Below are 18,155 nucleotides of genomic sequence, written 5' to 3' on the forward strand. Positions count from 1 at the left end.
CTCACAGACCGGGCAGACGGTAGCCCTGCAACTGCTCGCGCAGCTTCATTTTTTGCATTTTTCCGGTGGCGCCGAGCGGAATCGCATCCACGAACAACACGTCGTCGGGGATCTGCCATTTGGCAATCTTGCCGGCGTAGAAGTCCAGCAAATCTTCGCGCGTGAGCTCTTGCCCCGGTTTTCTGACCACCACCACGATCGGGCGCTCGTCCCACTTGGGGTGCGGCACGCCGACGCAGGCCGCCATCAGCACCGCCGGGTGCGCCATGGCGATGTTTTCCACGTCGATCGAGCCGATCCACTCGCCGCCGGACTTGATCACGTCCTTGCTGCGGTCGGTGATCTGCATGAAGCCGTCGGCGTCGAGGGTGGCCACGTCGCCGGTCGGGAACCAGCCATCAAGCAGCGGCGCCGGGCCTTCGGCGCGAAAATAGTCGCGCACCACCCACGGACCCTTGACCAGCAACTCGCCGGCCGAGCGCCCGTCCCAAGGCAGCTCCTGGCCGTTGGCATCGACGACCTTCATGTCGATGCCAAATATCGCCCGCCCCTGCTTGAGGCGGATCTGCATCTGCTCCTCTTCGGGCAGGCTCAGGTGCTGGTTTTTGAGCGTGCACAGGGTGCCCAGCGGGCTGAGCTCGGTCATGCCCCAAGCGTGCAGCACCTCGATGCCGTAGCGCTCCCGAAAGGCTCGGATCATGGCCGGCGGGCAGGCCGAGCCGCCGATCACGGTGCGCTGCATCTGCGGCAGCTTCAAATCGTGCTGCGCCATGTGGGTGAGCAGCATCTGCCACACCGTGGGCACGCCGGCGGCAAAGGTCACGCCCTCGGCGGCCAGCAGTTGATACACCGATTGGCCATCGAGCGCCGGGCCGGGCAGCACCAGTTTGCAACCCACCGCGCACGCCGAGTAGGGGATGCCCCAGGCGTTGACGTGGAACATGGGCACCACCGGCAGCACGCTGTCGCGCGCGCTCAGGCACATCACGTCGGGCAAGGCGGATGCGTAGGCGTGCAAAATGGTGGACTGGTGGCTGTAGAGCACGCCCTTGGGGTTGCCGGTGGTACCGCTGGTGTAGCACAGGCTGGAGGCGCTGCGCTCATCGAAGCGCGGCCACTGGTAGCTGCTGGGGTGGCCGCCGATCCATTCCTCATAGTTTTGCAGGTTTGGCACTTGTTCGACCCCGGGCAGTTTGGCCAGCGCGGCCTCGTCGCACAGCGCCACCCACAGGCGCACGCTCGGGCACTGGGCGGCGATGGCTTGCACGATGGGCCAAAAGGTGAGGTCAAAGCACAGCACCTGGTCTTGTGCGTGGTTGACGATCCAGGCGATTTGCTGCGGCAGCAGGCGCGGATTGATGGTGTGCAGCACGCGCCCAGAGCCGCTCACGCCAAAATACAGCTCGAAGTGGCGGTAGCCGTTCCAAGCCAGCGAGGCCACTCGCTCGCCCGGCTCCAGCCCGAGCGCATCGAGCGCCTGCGCCAACTGGCGCGAGCGCAGCGCCGCCTGGCGGTAGTTGCTGCGGTGGATGTCGCCCTCGACCCGGCGCGAAACGATCTCGACCTCGCCGTGGTGGCGCGCCGCGTGTTCGATCAGATCGGAAATCAGCAGGGGTTGTTCTTGCATCAGGCCAAGCATGGTTTGTCTCCGGTGGGTTGTTGTTAGGGTGCCCTTGCTGCTGCCAAGTGGCAACTTGGGCACGCGGGCGCATCATCTTAACGGGCTGCCACAGCCCCACCCACACCGGGGCATTGCCGTTGACCGCACAATGCTTGCATGGAATTGCAAAGCAGCCGCTTCGAATCACTGGGTACGGCCTTCTACACCCGGCTCAGGCCCCAGCCCCTGCCCGAGCCCTATTGGGTCGGCTACAGCGACGCGGCCGCAACCGAACTCGGCTTGCACACCGACTGGCCCTACGACGGTGCGAGCTTGGCTTGCGCCAGCGGCAATGCGCTGCCGCCGGGTGCCTCGCCTTTGGCCAGCGTCTATAGCGGGCACCAGTTTGGCGTCTGGGCCGGCCAGTTGGGCGACGGGCGTGCGCTCTTGCTGGGCGAGCGCCGTGGGCCCGAGGCGCTGTGGGAAGTGCAGCTCAAGGGCAGCGGCCCCACGCCGTACTCGCGCATGGGCGACGGCCGCGCCGTGCTGCGCAGCTCGATCCGCGAATTTTTGTGCAGCGAGGCCCTGCACGCGCTGGGCGTGCCCAGCACCCGTGCCCTGTGCGTGACCGGCTCGCCAGCCCCGGTGCGGCGCGAGCGCATCGAGACCGCGGCCGTGGTGACGCGGCTGGCACCGAGCTTCATCCGCTTTGGGCATTTCGAGCACTTTGCGCAGCGCGGCCAGCACGCGGAACTGCAGGCCTTGGCCGATTTTGTGATAGCGCACCACTACCCCGAATGCGCCGCTTGGCCGAACCCGGCGCAGCGCGTGGCCGCCCTGCTCGAAGCCGTGACCGTGCGCACCGCCGAGCTGCTGGCGCAGTGGCAGGCGCTCGGTTTTTGCCACGGCGTCATGAACACCGACAACATGAGCATCCTCGGGCTGACGATCGATTACGGCCCGTTCCAGTTCATGGACGGCTTCGACCCGCAGCACATCTGCAACCACTCGGACGACAGCGGGCGCTACGCCTTTGGGCAGCAGCCGGGCATCGCCCACTGGAATTTGTATTGTCTGGCGCAGGCGCTGCTGCCGCTGCTCGATGGCACACAACAGGCCGCCGAGGCGCTGCGCCACTACAAGCCCCGGTTTGAGGCCGCGCTGCAACAGCGCCTGAACGCCAAGCTGGGCCTGAACGAGCCGCGCGCCGGCGACGCCGCCTTGGCCGACGAGCTGCTGAGCCTGCTGGCCGCCGAACAGACCGACTACACCCGGTTTTGGCGCAGCCTGAGCGAGGGCGTGGCCGAATTTTCGCTCAGCGGCCGCGTGACCGAACTTGGTGCGGCGCGCGCGCTGTTGCAACAGACCGACGCTTTCAACAATTGGGCGCGGCGCTGGCGCGAACGCCTGCAGAGCGACGCCGCGCAGACCCCCGAACTGGCGCGTGAGCGGATGCGGCGCAGCAACCCGCGCGTGGTGCTGCGCAACCACCTGGCGCAAGCCGTGATCGAGGCCGCCGAACAACGCCAGTTCGAGCCCCTGCAACGCTTGCAGGCCGCGCTGGCGCAACCCTACGCCGATCTGCCCGACTGCGACGACCTGGCCGCCGAGGCACCTGCATGGGCGGCGCAGATCGCCATCAGTTGCTCCTCCTAAAAACCCGTCCCTGACCCGGCCCATGGAATTTGCTATCCACAAAACCCCTGAACAGTGGCGCGAGCTGCTGGCCGCCAAAGGGGCCGAGCCCTTGGCCTATGCCGTGCTGCGCCAGGCCGCCACCGAGCGCCCTTTTAGCGGCCGCTACGAGGCGCATTGGGCCAGTGGCCGCTACCACTGCATGGGCTGCGGCCAGCCCTTGTTCGACAGCGAAACCAAGTTCGACGCCGGCTGCGGCTGGCCCAGCTTCAGCCTGGCCCTGCCGGGCGCCATCACCGAGCGCCACGACCGCAGCCACGGCATGCTGCGCATCGAAACCCTGTGCAGCCAGTGCGGCGCGCACCTGGGCCACGTCTTCCCCGACGGCCCGACCCCTACGGGTCTGCGCTACTGCATGAACTCGGCCGCGCTCGACTGGCAAACTCCATCTGACTAGCGCGCCCCCCCCTTGGCTTGCCTTCCGCTCCCGGCCTAGCTCCTCTAGTCGGCACGATAATCCCATCTGCTATGCAACAAGCCCCCTCCCCCCACCCCCATCCCGCCACCGCCGAGGCCCTGCACGCCACCTTGCAGCAGTGCTTCGCACCCAAGCTGCTGGAAGTGCTCGACGAGAGCGCCGCCCACGCCGGCCATGCCGGAGCCAACGCGCACGGCTTTGGCAGCCACTTCCGGGTCCGCATTGCCTCCGAGCGCTTCCAGGGCCTGAGCCGCGTGGCTGCGCACCGGCTTGTGTATGATGCGCTTCGTCCCTATATAGACGCTGGCCTGCACGCGCTGGCGATCGAAATCCGGCGCTAGTTTTTTCGCTCAAACCCTTACCTTCGCTCCATGAAACTCCTACTCACCGCCGTGGCCCTCGCTGCCACCCTCGCCCTGCCCGCCTATGCGCAAAACCTGGCTGTTGTCAACGGCAAGCCAGTACCCACGGCGCGCCTCAACACGCTGGTGCAACAAGCCGAGCGCGGCGGCCGCCCCGTCGATGACGCCATGCGCGCCCAGTTGCGCGAAGAAGCCATCATGCGCGAGATTTTTGCGCAAGAGGCCGAACGCCGTGGCCTGCGCGCCAGCCCCGAGTTCCGCGCCCAAGTCCAACTGGCCTCGCAAACCATCCTCATCCGCGAGCTGTTCGCCGACTTCCAGCGCAAAAACCCGGTCACCGATGCCCAAGTGCAAGCCGAATACGAAAAATTCGCCGCTGCCAACCAAGGTCAAGAATTCCGCGTGCGCCACATCCTGGTCGAGACCGAGGCCGAAGCCACCGCCCTGCTGGCCCAGATCCGCGCCGGTGGCAACTTCGAGGAACTGGCGCGCACCCGCTCGCGCGACCCCGGCTCCGCCCCCCAAGGCGGCGACCTCGACTGGGCCGGCGCCGACGTGTTCGTGCCCGAGTTCTCGCAAGCCATGGTCAAGCTCGGCAAAGGCCAACTCAGCCCCGAGCCGGTGCGCAGCCAATTTGGCTGGCACATCATTCGCGTCGATGACGTGCGCCGCGCCCAACTGCCACCGCTGGAACAGTTGCGCCCGCAGATCGAGCAAAACCTGATGCAGCAGCGCCTGATGGCGTTCCAAGAAGAACTGCGCGGCCGGGCGCGGATACGCTGAAGCGCGCACGTGAAGGGCTGAGGCTGGGCGCGCTGGGGGCCGCGTGCCTCATGCCGTCCGCTTCGCGGCCAGAAATCGGCCCACAGCCCCCAGCGCACCCAGCCTCTGTTTCAGCACCAACCCCGCGCGCGCCAAGCCCGCTGCGCTGCCCGGTGCCCAGCGTCGGGATACGGCAGATCAGCCCAAGCGCCCGCTGGCCACTGCGGACTCGGCGGCGGGCTGCATTCGGCCAAATCCAGCAGCCGCGGCCCGGCGCGCTGCTGCAGCGCCTGCGCCAGTTGCGCCTGCCCCGGGGCATGGACGAGCTGCAGGCGCTGCATGCCCACGGCATCGCACAGCGCCAGCAAAATGGCGACGTGGCGCTCCAAGCTGTGCCAAGCGGCTTGCTTGGGTTTGTCGCTCTGGCCAAAACCGATCAAGTCCGGCACCAGCCAGCGCTGGCCCTTGCTGCGGCGCTGCTGCTCCAGCCAGCTCGCCCACTGCGGCCACCAGCCATCGGGGCCGTGCAGCAGTAACGTCGCGGATGCGGATGCGGATGGGGTTGTAGGGGCGGCTTGCGGCTCTGCAGCAATATCCAACGCGTGCAGGCGCAAGCCCTCCAGTTCGGGCCAATCGTGCCACATCCGGCTGTGCATCTGCCAGTGCGGGAACACCTGCCACAAGGACTCAAAAGCCGCCGCCGGGGTGCGCAGGGCGTCGGGCCGCAAGGGCGTGTGGACGCGCTTGGCCGCTAGGCGGCGCAGGGCGAAAAAATCCTCCAGCAAGGCCGCGCACTCCTGTGCCCGCACCCCGCCTTGAACCTCGGTTTGGTGATTCAGCGCCGGGTAGGCAAACAAATCCAGCACCGACCCGGCGGCCCCGCTCTTGGGCTCGCGCGCCCCATAGACCACGCGCCGCACACGGCTGTGCAAGGCGGCCTGGGCGCACATCGGGCAGGGCTCTAGGGTGACGTAAAGCTCGCAGCCGTCGAGGCGGTAGTTTTGCAGCGCCTGCGCCGCCTGGCGCAGCACCAGCATTTCGGCGTGTGCGCTCGGGTCGTGCAGGCCGATGGGCCGGTTGTGCGCCACCGCCAGCACGCGCGCCGTCGCAACGCCCTGCTCTGGCCCACGCTGCACCAGCACCGCCCCCACTGGCACCTCGCCCGCTGCGGCCCCCAGCCGGGCCTGCTCCAGCGCCAGCCCCATGAAGTATGCGTCGTCGCTGGGTTGCATGGCTCAGGGGCCTGATTGCTCGCTCAAGGCTTGCGCCACCGAAGCTGGCTTGGGTGTGGGTGTGGGCATGCGCAGCGCCTGCAGCAACAGCGCCCCCAGCAGCCCCCCAGCCACCTGCGCCGCCACCAAGGCCGGGAATGAGGCCGGCGCCACCCCGGCAAAGCTGTCGCTGAACATGCGCCCAAAGGTAGCCGCCGGATTGGCCAATGAAGTCGAGGCCGTGAACCACATCGCCGCCCCGATGTAGGCCGCCACCAGCGCCGGGGCCGTGCGCGCGCAACTGCGCCCGATCACAAACACCAGCCCGGCCGTGGCCAGCACCTCGGCCAGCCACAGCGGCGGCCCGCTGCGCACCTGCTGCGCCAGTTCCAGCGGCGCGTGCCCAAACATCAGATTCGCCAGCACCACCCCCGCCAGCGCCCCGGCCAGTTGCGCCCCCACGTAGCCCAAGCGCGCGCTCCAAGGCAGGCCGTTGGCGGCACCGAACACGGCTGTCACCACCGGGTTGAAATGCGCGCCGCTGATCGGCCCCAGGGTTTGAATCAGCACGAACAGGATGAACACCGTGGCCACGGTGTTGGCCAGCAGCATCAGCGCCACGTTGCCATCGGCCAGGTGCTGCGCCATGATGCCCGAGCCCACCACGGTGCACACCAGCAGCAGCGTGCCCACGAATTCGGCCAGCAGGCGCTGCGCCAGAGCGGGCTGCAGCGGCTCTGGCATAGCTTGCGCGCTCATGCTTGGGCCAGCCGACGCGCAATTTGCGCCAGCCGCTGGCCGTCCGATTCGGGTTCGGTGATCCCGCAGGCCGCAAGGTCGGCGCTGGCAGCAAGCAAAACTTCAAGGCGGCTGCGTATGGCTTGCAGGGTGCTGCGAAAACGCTGCAGGCGCTGCTCTGGGCTTTGTTCACCTGCCACTTCGGAGGGATCCGCATAGCCCCAATGCGCCGTGGCCGGGTGTCCGGGCCAGATCGGGCAGACCTCGCCCGCGGCGTTGTCGCACACGGTGACGATCAGGTCCATCGGCGGCGCATCCGGGCCGGCAAATTCATCCCAGTTTTTGCTGCGCAAACCCGCTGTGGCCATGCCGGCCTCTTGCAAGGTGGCCAGCGCCAGCGCGTGAGGCTGCTGCCCCGGCCGCGGGCTGCTGCCGGCCGAAAAAGCCTGCCAGCGCCCCTGCCCCAAGTGGTTCAAACAGGCTTCGGCCAAGATGCTGCGCGCCGAGTTGTGGGTACACAAAAACAGCACCCGAATGGGGCGGGGATCAATCATGTTGAGGCTCCAGCAGATTGCAAAACAGGGATGGGGGACTCAGGCAGCTCTGCCCTTGGCAGCAGTTTTCGCTCAAGTAGGCCAGCAGCGCATTCATGCGCTCCAGCGCGGCCCGGTAGTGGATGTGGCGCCCGCTGCGCTGCGCCAGCACCAGCCCGGTGTGCATCAGTTCCTTGAGGTGAAACGAGAGCGTGGCCGCCGGCAACACCAAGTTTTGCGCCAGCGCGCCGGGTGTCAGACCACCCGCACCCGCCACCACCAAGGCACGAAAGACGCGCAAACGCACCGGGTGCGCCAGGGCGGCAAAACAGGAGGCGGCTTGGGAGTCTTCCATAATTCGATGATTATCGAATTGTACGATACAGCAAGGCATGATGCACCCGACCAGCACAAAAACCCAAGGCAGCAAGCGCAAAGACTGGCACACCGCCCAGGTCGCCCTCAATGCCTGAAGTGCCGCACCCCGGTAAACACCATCGCCAGCCCGCGCTCGTTGGCGGCGTCGATCACCTCTTGGTCGCGCACCGAACCGCCGGGCTGGATGATGCAGCTCGCGCCCGCTTCGGCCACCACATCGAGCCCATCGCGAAACGGGAAAAACGCATCGCTGGCCACCGCCGAGCCGTGCAGCGACAAGCCCGCGTGAGCCGCCTTGATGCCGGCGATGCGCGCCGAATCGAGCCGGCTCATCTGCCCTGCGCCCACCCCCAGCGTCATGCCGTCGTGGCAAAAGACGATCGCGTTGGACTTCACGTATTTGGCCACCTTCCAGGCAAACAGCAAGTCGTCGAGCTGCGCCGGTGTGGGTTGCAGCGCTGTCACCACTTTCAAGTCCGTGCGCTGCAGCTCGAAATTGTCCGCCGTCTGCAGCAGCAGGCCCGAGCCCACGCGCTTGATGTCGATCGCATTGCGGCCGCGCGCCCAGTCGGAGGCACCGACTTGGGGCAGGGTGGGCAGCGCGATTTTGAGCAGCCGCACATTGGCCTTGGACTTGAACACCGCCAGCGCCTCGGGCGTGAAATCGGGCGCCAGCAAGACCTCGACAAACTGTTTCGACACCGCCAGCGCCGCCGCGCCGTCGAGCGGCCGGTTGAAGGCGATGATGCCGCCAAAGGCGCTGGTCGGGTCGGTCTGAAACGCCTTTTCGTAGGCCTGCTGCGCAGTTGAGCCCAGCGCCACCCCGCACGGATTGGCGTGCTTGACGATCACGCAGGCCGGCACCTCGAAACCCTTGACGCACTCCCAGGCCGCGTCGGCATCGGCGATGTTGTTGTACGACAACTCCTTGCCCTGCAACTGCGTGCCCGTCACCAGCGCACCCGGCGCGGGCTCTAGGTCGCGGTAGTAGGCCGCCTGCTGGTGCGGGTTCTCGCCGTAGCGCAAATCTTGCAGCTTGACGAAGCGGCCGTTGCTCTGGCCCGGAAAGAGCAAGCGCGGCGGCGTCGAGTAACCCGCAGGCACACCCGCAGATAGGTCCAATGCCGACAGATAGTCGCTGATGGCGCCATCATAATGGCTGATGCGGTTGAAAGCCGTTATGGCGAACTGTAGGCGGGTGCGCTCGCTCACGCCCCCGTCTTGCAGCTCGGCCAGCAGCAGCGGGTACTGGCTGGCGTCGGTGAGCACCGCCACGTCGCGCCAGTTCTTGGCCGCCGAGCGCACCATCGCTGGGCCGCCGATGTCGATGTTTTCAATCGCCTCATCGAGCGTGCAGCCGGGTTGCGCCACCGTGGCCTCGAAAGGATAGAGGTTGACCACCAAAATGTCGATGGGGGCGATGCCTTGCGTTTGCAGCGCCAGCATGTGCTCGGGCCGCTCGCGCCGCGCCAGCAGGCCGCCGTGCACCGCCGGGTGCAGGGTTTTGACGCGGCCGTCGAGCATTTCAGGGAAACCGGTGAGCTCGGCCACCTCGGTCACGGGCAGGCCGTCTTGCGCCAGCAGGCGCGCCGTGCCGCCGGTTGAAATGAGTTGCACACCCAGTGCGTGCAGGCCGCGCGCGAGTTCGAGCAGACCGGTTTTGTCGGAGACCGAGAGCAGGGCTTTCATGGGGAGACTTTCAATGCCTAAAAAATGATCAAAAAATGGGGCGGTGCAACCAGCGCAAGCGTCCGCTACAGGGGCCGTCGCTGACTCAGCGGGTACCTAGGCTCAATCGAGCAAACCGTGTTCCTGCAGCTTTTTGCGCAAGGTGTTGCGGTTCAACCCCAGCCACTGGGCCGCGCGCGATTGGTTGCCTTGGCAACGACCCAGCACCACCTCGAGCAGGGGTTTTTCCACCGTGCGCAGCAGCATATCGTGCATATTGGCCGGTTCGTTGGCGCCCAAATCCTTGAAATAGGCTTCGATGTTGGCGCGCACGCTCTCGGGCAAGCTCGGGGTGCTCATGCAGCCAGCCTCCAGTCGGGGGTGCAGGCGCTGTCGAAGCAATCTTGGACGCAGCGCAGTTGTTGCCCGGCCGATTCGGCGCAGTTGATGGCCCGCCTGAAGTCGGCCTGCTGCTGCACCGTGGCGGGCAGCGAACGCGCATACCAGCCCAGGTGTTTGCGCGCACTGCGCACGCCGCTGTGCTCGCCGTAGAGCTGATAGTGATCCAGCAAATGGGCGCGCAGCAAGCGGGCCAGCTCGGGCGCCGTGGGTGCCGGCAAATGTGTGCCGGTTGCCAGAAAATGGGCGATTTCCCTAAACAGCCACGGCCGGCCTTGGGCGGCGCGGCCGATCATGAGCGCATCGCAGCCAGTGGCGGCCAGCACCGCGCGCGCCTGTTCCGGGCTGTCGATGTCGCCGTTGGCCACCACCGGGATGCGCAATTCGGCCTTGATCGAGGCGGCTGTGTGGTGCTCGGCCAGGCCCTTGTAGCCTTGCTCGCGCGTGCGCCCATGCAGCGCGATCATCTGCACCCCAGCCGCCTCAGCGGCGCGCGCCAGTTGCGGCGCGTTTTTGGCGCTTTGGCACCAGCCGGTGCGCATTTTGAGCGTCACCGGCACGCCGTGCGGTTGGCAAGCCGCGACCACCGCCTCGATGATCGCCAAAGCGCGTGCTTCGTCTTGCATCAGGGCCGAACCGGCCCACTGGTGGCAGACCTTCTTGGCTGGGCAACCCATGTTGATGTCGATGATCTGCGCCCCGCAGTCGATGTTGGCGCGCGCGGCGTCGGCCATCTGCGCCGGGTCGGTGCCGGCGATCTGCACCGCGATCGGGCCGGGTTCGCCCACGTGGTCGAGCCGGCGCAGGGTCTTGCGGCTGTCGCGCAACTCGGGCCGGGCGCTGATCATCTCGCTCACGGCGTAACCCGCCCCCAACTGCTTGCACAGGATGCGAAAGGGCCTATCCGTCACCCCCGCCATGGGGGCGACGAACAAACGGTTGACGAGTGTGTAGGGGCCGATGCGCATCAGGAAACAAAAAAACCACAAGCCACGGGCCGCTGCCATAGGGGGGCCGACACGAGGGAAATGCTGAAAAATTATGCAGCCTATTGTAGCTTGCCCACCCAAGCGGCCAATTGATCTCGGTTCGCTGCGCCCGCTGCGCGCCCCTTATACTGGCACCACGATGGAAGCTGTGTTGTGGTCGATTTTAGATGCCTTGCGCCTGCCACAATTTGGGCTCAGCACGGTGTTCGTGGTGGCTTTTCTTTCGGCCACCCTGCTGCCCTTGGGCTCGGTGCCGGTGGTGCTGGGGGTCATCAAGCTCAACCCAGAACTGTATTGGCCCGTGATGCTGGTGGCCACCGCCGGCAACACCTTGGGCGGCATCACCAACTGGCTGGTTGGCTACGGCGCCCATTCGGCGGTGGACAAGGTGCGCGGCTCAGCCACCCACGTGCGCGCGCTGGATTGGCTGAAACGCTTTGGCCCCAAAGCCTGCCTGCTGAGCTGGCTACCCGGCATTGGCGACCCGCTGTGCGCCGTGGCCGGCTGGCTGCGGCTGCCGTTCTGGCAGTGCGTGCCCTACATGGCGCTGGGCATGTTTTTGCGCTACATCACCTTCATCACGGCTTTGCTGTGGTTGCTGCCCGACGAATGGGCGCAAACTCCGGGTTGAAACGCTGAGCCACCGCGCACTCAAAGCCAACGCAGCACTTTACGCAGCCAGATCGAGCCCGAACGCGGCCACCAGACGCAGACGCAACGCCGTCCACTGCCCTTGCAACTCGGCCCAATCGGCTCGCTCGGCTTGGACTTGCAAACCATGTGCCAAGGCACCGATTTCGGTGTGGCCCAAGGTGTGCAAAACGCCCTTCAAGCTGTGCGCCAAGCGCACCAGCGCCGCCCGATCCTGCTGCGCCGCCAGCAGCGCGGCAGCCAGCCGAAAATCGTGCTCGAACTGCTCGATGCAGGCGGCTCGAAAAGTTAGAAACAAAGCCAAATCGTTGTCGAACAAGCTCTGCACGGCCCCCTGCTCGCAAGGGGGCAGCTGCGCCACCGAGTCCGCCGCCAAAGCAGTCGGTGGCAGCGGCTCGGGTTTCATCTCAGCCATTCGCTGGCTGAGGCCGGGCTTCGGTCGCCACAGCCGCCTTGGCCTTGCTGGCGGCCTTGGCAGCCTTGGCAGGGGCTGGAGCCACCGCACCTCCCGCCGCCAACGCAGGAGGAGCGATTGCGCTTACCTCGGCGCTCCGATCGTCAAGCAAATGGCCCATCGCCGCCTCGATCAGCGGCGGCAGGTCTTGCACCAGGCGCGGTTTGTGCACCACCGCCACATCTTGTAGGGCATGGGCATAGGGTTCGCGCTGCGCCGCATCGAGCGCGGTGAGCACGATCAGCTTGCAGTTGCCAAACAGCGCGTGGCTGCGCAGCCCCGCAATGAGCGTGGCACCATCCATGCCTGGCAACAAAATGTCGACAATGATGAGGTCGGGCTGCAAATGGCCGAAGGAAACCAAGCCGGCAATGGCGTCGGCCGAAACGTGCAACTCTACGCCTTCAAAGCGTTGCCGCACCAGCGACGAGACCAGGTTCTGAAAATGCACCGAGTCTTCGATCAGCAGCACGCGCGGCACGTGCACCGAATGACGCCGCCGCCCACTCGGGCGCAGGGTTGCGCCGCCGTGCATGGCCGCCACCCCGGTCACGCCGGCGCGGCTGCCCTTGATCCAGCGCTCGAGCGAGTCGCGCGTGATGCGCCGGTGCCCGCCAGGGGTTTTCCAAGCTTGCAAGTCGCCCCGGTCCACCATCAGTTGCACCGAACGCACCGCCATACCAAGCATTTTGGCAACTTCCAGCGTGGTGAAATACGCGCCAGACGACATGTCAACGGGGTTGTTTGTATTGTTCATGGGCGTATTTTGCAACAAATGGCACATTCAGCACAAGACTGTTTTTAGTAATTTTGTCGGAAATTCTGCATGGCGGTGGCATTCATAGGCTCCAACGCTTAAGCCAGCGACTTGAAGCGCACCCGCTTGGGCCGTGCGCCCTCCTCGCCCAAGCGGCGCTGCTTGTCGGCCTCGTACTCGGTGAAGTTGCCGTCGAAAAACACCCACTGGCTCTCGCCCTCGTAGGCCAGGATGTGGGTGCAGATGCGGTCCAGGAACCAGCGGTCGTGCGAGATCACCATCGCGCTGCCCGCAAATTCGAGCAGCGCCTCTTCGAGCGCGCGCAGGGTTTCCACGTCGAGGTCGTTGGAGGGTTCATCGAGCATCAGCACGTTGCCGCCCAGCGCCAGCGTCTTGGCCAGGTGCAGCCGCCCGCGCTCACCACCCGAGAGGTTTTTCACCAGCTTTTGCTGGTCGTTGCCCTTGAAGTTGAAGCGCCCCAAGTAGGCGCGGCTGGGCATGATGAACTTGCCCACGGTGATGTTGTCGAGCCCGCCGGACACGTCTTCCCACACCGTTTTGTCGCCTTGCAGCGCTTCGCGGCTTTGATCGACAAAGGCCAGTTTGGCGGTCTTGCCGATCACGATTTCGCCCGCGTCGGGCTGCTCCACGCCCTGGATCATGCGAAACAGCGTCGATTTGCCGGCCCCGTTGGGCCCGATGATGCCCACGATGGCCCCGGCCGGCACGCTAAAGCTCAGGTCGTCGATCAGCAGCCGGTCGCCGAAGGATTTGCGCACGTGCTTGAACTCGATCACCTGCGCACCCAGGCGCTCGGCTACCGGGATGAAGATCTCGTTGGTCTCGTTGCGGCGCTGGTAATCGACGTCGGAGAGTTCCTCGAAACGCGCCAGCCGCGCCTTGCTCTTGGCCTGGCGGCCCTTGGCGTTGGCGCGCACCCACTTGAGCTCTTCTTTCATGGCGCGCAGGCGCGCGTCTTCGCTGCGCTGTTCGCTCTCCAAACGGCGCTCTTTCTGGTCCAGCCAGTCGGTGTAGTTGCCTTTGTAGGGGATGCCGTGGCCGCGGTCGAGCTCCAAAATCCACTCGGCGGCGTTGTCCAAGAAGTAGCGATCGTGGGTGATGGCCACCACGGTGCCTGAAAAGCGTTTCAGGAACTGCTCCAGCCAGTGCACGCTTTCGGCATCCAGGTGGTTGGTGGGCTCGTCGAGCAGCAGCATGTCGGGCCGGCTTAGCAGCAATCGGCACAGCGCGACGCGGCGTTTTTCGCCGCCCGAGAGGGTTTTGATCTGCGCCTCCCAGGGCGGCAGGTTGAGCGCGTCGGCGGCGAGCTCGAGTTGCAGGTCGGCGTTTTCGGAGCCGGAGGCGGCGATCACCGCCTCCAGCTCGGCCTGCTCGGCGGCCAGGGCGTCGAAGTCGGCATCGGGTTCGGCGTAGGCGGCATAGACCTCATCGAGCCGCGCCTTGGCCGCCAGCGCACCGCCTATGCCCTCTTGCACCGCCTCGCGCACGGTTTGCTCGGGGTTGATGTGCGGCTCCTGCGGCAGGTAGCCGATGCGGATGCCCGGCATGGGGATGGCCTCGCCCTCGATCTCTTTGTCCACCCCGGCCATGATTTTGAGCAGGGTCGATTTGCCCGAGCCGTTGATGCCGAGCACGCCGATCTTGGCGCCGGGGAAGAAGCTGAGCGAGATGTCTTTCAAGATCTGGCGCTTGGGCGGCACCGTCTTGCAGACGCGGTTCATGGAGAAAACGTATTGGGCCATGGGGATGTAAAACAAATGAAAGGAATGCGCACGCAACCCCACCGGGGCCAGCACTTCGCCTCGATTATCCGCTGCTTAAGCGGCTTTGTGCGGATTTGTGCCGCACGCCAGGTTCGGCCTGCGGGCGCACCCAACCTGTGGTTTTTAAACGCCATGCAGCGCACCCACCGCAGACAAGGGCGGTTTGTGCCACAATCGGGCGGTGCGTACTTGCATTCGGTACCACAGCAGCACCATGCTGGGGCTTGGACGGCCCACTTTGCTCCCCATCTGCCCCGCGATTGCCCTTGCCCCTTGCGGCGCAGGGAGTGGCCGATACCCCTCGACGCCCCATGATGGGCGCAACCTAGACCCATGACTTTTGACGAACTGAACCTCGCCCCGGCTCTGCTGGATGCCGTGCGCGAGCAAGGCTACACCCAACCCACCCCGGTGCAGGCGCAAGCCATCCCCTTGGTGCTGGCCGGCCACGACCTGCTGGCTGGCGCCCAGACCGGCACCGGCAAAACCGCCGCCTTCACGCTGCCGCTGCTGCAGCGCCTGCACGCTGGCCAAGCCGGCCCTGAAGGCCATGCCGGCCATGAGCCCCCCAAACGCGGCCAGCCGCGCCCCATTCGCGCCCTGGTGCTCACCCCCACCCGCGAACTGGCGGCGCAGGTGGAAGAATCGGTGCGCACCTACGGCAAGCACCTGCAGCTCAAATCCACCGTGATTTTTGGCGGGGTCGGCATGAACCCGCAGATCGACAAACTGGCCCGGGGCGTCGATGTGCTGGTGGCCACCCCGGGGCGGCTGCTGGACCTGGTGGACCAAGGTCGCCTGGATTTGTCCAAGGTGGAAATTCTGGTGCTCGACGAAGCCGACCGCATGCTCGACATGGGCTTCATCCACGACGTGAAGAAAATCCTGCGCCTGCTGCCACAAAACAAGCAGAGCCTGCTGTTTTCGGCCACCTTCAGCGACGAGATCCGCGAACTCGCCAACGGCCTGCTGCGCAGCCCGAAGCACATCCAAGTCACGCCGCCCAACACCACGGTGCAGCGCATCGTGCAGACCATCCACCCGGTCGGGCGCGGCAAGAAAAAAGCGCTGCTGGCGCACATCATCAAAGAGCACGACTGGAGCCAGGTGCTGGTGTTTACGCGCACCAAGTTTGGCGCCAACAACGTGGCCGACTACCTCAATGCCCACGGCGTCGGCGCGCTGGCGCTGCACGGCAACAAGAGCCAGAGCGCGCGCACCCAGGCGCTGGCCGACTTCAAGAGCGGCACCATCCGCGCCTTGGTGGCCACCGACATCGCTGCGCGCGGGATCGACATCGACGACTTGCCGCACGTGGTCAACTACGACATCCCCAATGTGTGCGAGGACTACGTGCACCGCATCGGCCGCACCGGCCGCGCTGGGGCCGAAGGGGCGGCGGTGAGCCTGGTGAGCCTGGACGAAGAAGGCTTCATGATGGCGATCGAGAAGTTCACCAAGCAACAGCTTGCGGTGCAGATCTTCCCCGATTTCATGCCCGAAGCCGACGAAAAAGCCGAACCCATCGCCATGGGGCGCCAAACCCTCTGGGGCGGGGCGGGCAAACCACCCAGCCGCGATGTCATGGCTGCCGCCGGGCGCGCCGCGCGCAAAGAGATGACCGACCGCGTGCGCGACAGCAAGGGCGGCGCGCGCACTGGCCGACCGGCGGGAGGCGCGCCAGCCCGATCCGGCGCGGGCCCCGCGCGGGTTGCGCCAGCGCGGACGGCGCCTGCGCGGGTTGCGGCAGCCCCCACCTTCCACGACGACGACTTCGACGACGACGCCCAGCCCCCGCGCCACGCCGACCCCTTGGCCCCGTCCCGGCTGGCCCATGCCCCCGGACGGCGCCGCAACGGTGGGGGCGCTGCCCCTGCTGGCGGGCGCAACCAGGCACCGGGTTCGGGCACCGGGCCACGCCAGGGCGGTCCGCGCCAAGGTCCGGGTCAAGCTCAGCCGGGCCAGGCACGCAGCCGAAGCGCCGGCAGTGCTGGCGCGGGCGGCCCCGGCAGCCCGGCACGCCAGCCCGACCCGCTGCGCACCGGCATCGACACCTTGGGCCAGCGCGGCGGCGGCAACCGTTCACGCACCGGCGGCGGTGGCCAGGGCCAAGGCCAAGGCGGTGGTGGCGGCGGTGGTGGTGGCGGTATCGACCCCCTGCGCACCCGCTTTGGGCGCATCAAATAAGCTCAAAAAACCAGGAGCAGACCATGCGCATTTTGCACACCATGCTGCGCGTAGGCGACCTCGATCGCTCGATCGCCTTCTACACCCAGGTGCTGGGCATGACCCTGCTGCGGCGCTCGGAAAACCCGCAATATCGGTACACGCTGGCGTTTTTGGGCTTTGAGGGCGGCAACCCCGGCCAGGCCGAAATCGAACTGACCCACAACTGGGGTGTGACGCAGTACGAAATGGGCAGCGCCTACGGCCACATCGCCATCGGCGTGCCCGATGCCTACGCGGCCTGCGAGCGCATCCGGCAGGCCGGTGGCGCCATCACCCGCGAGGCCGGACCGGTCAAGGGCGGCAGCACGGTGATCGCCTTTGTCACCGACCCCGACGGCTACAAGATCGAGCTGATCGAACGGGCGGACTAGGCCGCCCAAGCCTGCTGCGGCAAGGCTTGGCCCGTGCTACCCATCAGGCCGCGCACCGGCTCGACCATCAGGCGCGCCACCTCGCGCATGACCGGCATCACCACGCTGTTGCCAAACTGGCGATAGGCTTGGGTGTCGCTGACCGGTATCTTGAAAGTATCCGGGAACCCCATCAGTCGGGCGCATTCGCGCGGCGTCAGGCGGCGTGGCCGCTTGCCGGGCCCTTGGTCGACGAGGATCTCTGAGCCATCTTTGTGGTAGCGCGCCGACAGGGTGCGCGTCACGCTTTGGGGTTGCACCAGCCCAAAGCCAAAACCATTGCCGGCCGCCTTGTGCTTGAGGGCGTAGGCTTGCAGATACTCCCACAGCTTGGGCGTGAGCGTGTAGCGCGGTTGCACGGCGTGGCTTTGGTGATCAAAAAACCGGTCTGCGTCCCATTCCAGCACGGGCTCGCTGCCGTCGGTTCGGTGCAAGATGCCATGCAGTTTCGGACCTTGTGCGGGCAACTGCAAATCGTCCCAAGTAAACCGGGTCGGCCGGCAAAAGCCCACCAAAATGATGCGCTCCCGGTGCTGGGGCGTAAAGTGTCGGCCATCCAAGACGCGGTGATGCACCTCGTAGCCCAATTCTTCGCGCAGGGTCTGGAGAATCACGGCAAAGGTGCGGCCTTTATCGTGCGAGAGCAGGTTTTTGACGTTCTCCAGCAAAAAAGCCTGGGGGCGCTTGGCGGCAATGATGCGCGCCACATCAAAAAACAAGGTGCCCTGGGTCGTGCATTCAAAGCCATGCGCCCGACCGAGCGAGTTTTTTTTGCTCACCCCGGCGATGCTAAAGGGCTGACAAGGAAAACCCGCCAGCAGCACCTCGTGGTCGGGCACCTCGTGCGCCGGCAGCGGCACGATATCGCCCACAAAGGGGTGGGTGTCGCCAAAGTTCGCTAGGTAGGTCTGCTTGGCGAAGCGGTTCCACTCGCTGGTAAACACGCACTCGGCGCCGTGGGCGGCAAAGCCCAAGCGGATGCCTCCAATGCCGGCGAACAGGTCAACGACCCGCAACGCCGCACCTTGTGGCTGATCAAAAGGCAGGCAGGCCTGAATCGGCAGCCTGTGCGGCGTGGCGGCCTGCAGTTTGGTGGGCGCTGCTGCGCTCATGGGCG

General features: G+C 66.1%; 19 protein-coding genes. 7 read left to right on the forward strand and 12 right to left on the reverse strand.

What is annotated here, in order from left to right; genetic code table 11:
• Position 1: 1 nt before the first annotated feature.
• Positions 2-1,639 (reverse strand): 3-(methylthio)propionyl-CoA ligase, encoded by a 1,638-nt coding sequence (locus SRAA_RS06095; RefSeq protein WP_045531482.1) that lies wholly within the window; start codon positions 1,637-1,639, stop codon positions 2-4.
• Positions 1,640-1,777: 138 nt separating this feature from the next.
• Between SRAA_RS06095 and SRAA_RS06100 the strand changes: the two genes are divergently transcribed.
• From SRAA_RS06100 to SRAA_RS06115, 4 genes are all read left to right on the forward strand, one after another.
• Positions 1,778-3,256 carry a protein adenylyltransferase SelO gene (locus tag SRAA_RS06100; protein ID WP_045531484.1) on the forward strand — a complete coding sequence of 493 codons (1,479 nt, stop codon included), beginning with the start codon at positions 1,778-1,780 and terminating at the stop codon, positions 3,254-3,256.
• 22 nt (positions 3,257-3,278) lie between these two features.
• A complete protein-coding gene (gene msrB / locus SRAA_RS06105) occupies positions 3,279-3,692 on the forward strand; it encodes a peptide-methionine (R)-S-oxide reductase MsrB (RefSeq protein WP_045531485.1) in 414 nt (137 codons plus the stop codon).
• Positions 3,693-3,763: 71 nt separating this feature from the next.
• Positions 3,764-4,054, forward strand: a complete 291-nt coding sequence (locus tag SRAA_RS06110) for a BolA family protein (RefSeq protein ID WP_045531487.1) — start codon at positions 3,764-3,766, stop codon at positions 4,052-4,054.
• Positions 4,055-4,084: 30 nt separating this feature from the next.
• Positions 4,085-4,858 carry a peptidylprolyl isomerase gene (locus SRAA_RS06115; RefSeq protein WP_045531488.1) on the forward strand — a complete coding sequence of 258 codons (774 nt, stop codon included), beginning with the start codon at positions 4,085-4,087 and terminating at the stop codon, positions 4,856-4,858.
• Between the two features lie 110 nt (positions 4,859-4,968).
• Here the strand turns inward: SRAA_RS06115 and tadA are convergent, their stop codons facing one another.
• From tadA to dusB, 7 genes are all read right to left on the reverse strand, one after another.
• Entirely contained in the window at positions 4,969-6,069 is a 1,101-nt protein-coding gene (tadA, locus tag SRAA_RS06120) for a tRNA adenosine(34) deaminase TadA (RefSeq protein WP_045531490.1), read from the reverse strand.
• Positions 6,070-6,072: 3 nt separating this feature from the next.
• Complete coding sequence (locus SRAA_RS06125; RefSeq protein WP_231849256.1) at positions 6,073-6,807, reverse strand: aquaporin; 735 nt, start codon at positions 6,805-6,807, stop codon at positions 6,073-6,075.
• Positions 6,804-7,340: an arsenate reductase ArsC gene (locus SRAA_RS06130; RefSeq protein ID WP_045531492.1), complete on the reverse strand. Its 537-nt coding sequence runs from the start codon at positions 7,338-7,340 to the stop codon at positions 6,804-6,806. The genes SRAA_RS06125 and SRAA_RS06130 overlap by 4 nt, the downstream gene beginning before the upstream one ends.
• Entirely contained in the window at positions 7,333-7,674 is a 342-nt protein-coding gene (locus SRAA_RS06135; RefSeq protein WP_045531493.1) for an ArsR/SmtB family transcription factor, read from the reverse strand. The genes SRAA_RS06130 and SRAA_RS06135 overlap by 8 nt, the downstream gene beginning before the upstream one ends.
• A gap of 107 nt (positions 7,675-7,781) precedes the next feature.
• A complete protein-coding gene (gene purH, locus SRAA_RS06140) occupies positions 7,782-9,386 on the reverse strand; it encodes a bifunctional phosphoribosylaminoimidazolecarboxamide formyltransferase/IMP cyclohydrolase (protein ID WP_045531494.1) in 1,605 nt (534 codons plus the stop codon).
• Between the two features lie 102 nt (positions 9,387-9,488).
• The gene (locus tag SRAA_RS06145; protein WP_045531496.1) at positions 9,489-9,725 is read right to left on the reverse strand and encodes a helix-turn-helix domain-containing protein; all 237 of its coding nucleotides are present in this window, start codon (positions 9,723-9,725) and stop codon (positions 9,489-9,491) included.
• On the reverse strand, positions 9,722-10,732 hold the full coding sequence (dusB, locus tag SRAA_RS06150; RefSeq protein ID WP_045533395.1) for a tRNA dihydrouridine synthase DusB: 1,011 nt from the start codon (positions 10,730-10,732) through the stop codon (positions 9,722-9,724). The genes SRAA_RS06145 and dusB overlap by 4 nt, the downstream gene beginning before the upstream one ends.
• A 160-nt stretch (positions 10,733-10,892) precedes the next feature.
• On the opposite strand from dusB, the gene SRAA_RS06155 reads away from it, so the two are divergent.
• Complete coding sequence (locus SRAA_RS06155; protein WP_045531497.1) at positions 10,893-11,384, forward strand: YqaA family protein; 492 nt, start codon at positions 10,893-10,895, stop codon at positions 11,382-11,384.
• Between the two features lie 39 nt (positions 11,385-11,423).
• On the opposite strand, the gene SRAA_RS06160 is transcribed toward SRAA_RS06155, so the two are convergent.
• The 3 genes from SRAA_RS06160 to ettA form a co-directional block, all read right to left on the reverse strand.
• Complete coding sequence (locus tag SRAA_RS06160; protein WP_082039942.1) at positions 11,424-11,819, reverse strand: Hpt domain-containing protein; 396 nt, start codon at positions 11,817-11,819, stop codon at positions 11,424-11,426.
• Complete coding sequence (locus SRAA_RS06165) at positions 11,812-12,615, reverse strand: helix-turn-helix domain-containing protein (RefSeq protein WP_082040089.1); 804 nt, start codon at positions 12,613-12,615, stop codon at positions 11,812-11,814. Before SRAA_RS06165 ends, SRAA_RS06160 begins: the two co-directional genes overlap by 8 nt.
• A 98-nt stretch (positions 12,616-12,713) precedes the next feature.
• Positions 12,714-14,378, reverse strand: a complete 1,665-nt coding sequence (ettA, locus tag SRAA_RS06170; RefSeq protein ID WP_045533403.1) for an energy-dependent translational throttle protein EttA — start codon at positions 14,376-14,378, stop codon at positions 12,714-12,716.
• A gap of 354 nt (positions 14,379-14,732) precedes the next feature.
• Between ettA and SRAA_RS06175 the strand changes: the two genes are divergently transcribed.
• Together SRAA_RS06175 and gloA are read left to right on the forward strand one after the other, a co-directional pair.
• Entirely contained in the window at positions 14,733-16,586 is a 1,854-nt protein-coding gene (locus tag SRAA_RS06175) for a DEAD/DEAH box helicase (RefSeq protein ID WP_045531500.1), read from the forward strand.
• Positions 16,587-16,609: 23 nt separating this feature from the next.
• Positions 16,610-16,999, forward strand: coding sequence for a lactoylglutathione lyase (gene gloA / locus SRAA_RS06180; protein ID WP_045531501.1), 390 nt, complete (start codon positions 16,610-16,612; stop codon positions 16,997-16,999).
• On the opposite strand, the gene dcm is transcribed toward gloA, so the two are convergent.
• Entirely contained in the window at positions 16,996-18,150 is a 1,155-nt protein-coding gene (gene dcm, locus SRAA_RS06185; RefSeq protein WP_082039943.1) for a DNA (cytosine-5-)-methyltransferase, read from the reverse strand. The genes gloA and dcm overlap by 4 nt on opposite strands.
• Positions 18,151-18,155: the final 5 nt, after the last annotated feature.

Origin of the sequence: Serpentinimonas raichei, from assembly GCF_000828895.1 — a bacterium.
Lineage (GTDB): Bacteria > Pseudomonadota > Gammaproteobacteria > Burkholderiales > Burkholderiaceae_C > Serpentinimonas > Serpentinimonas raichei.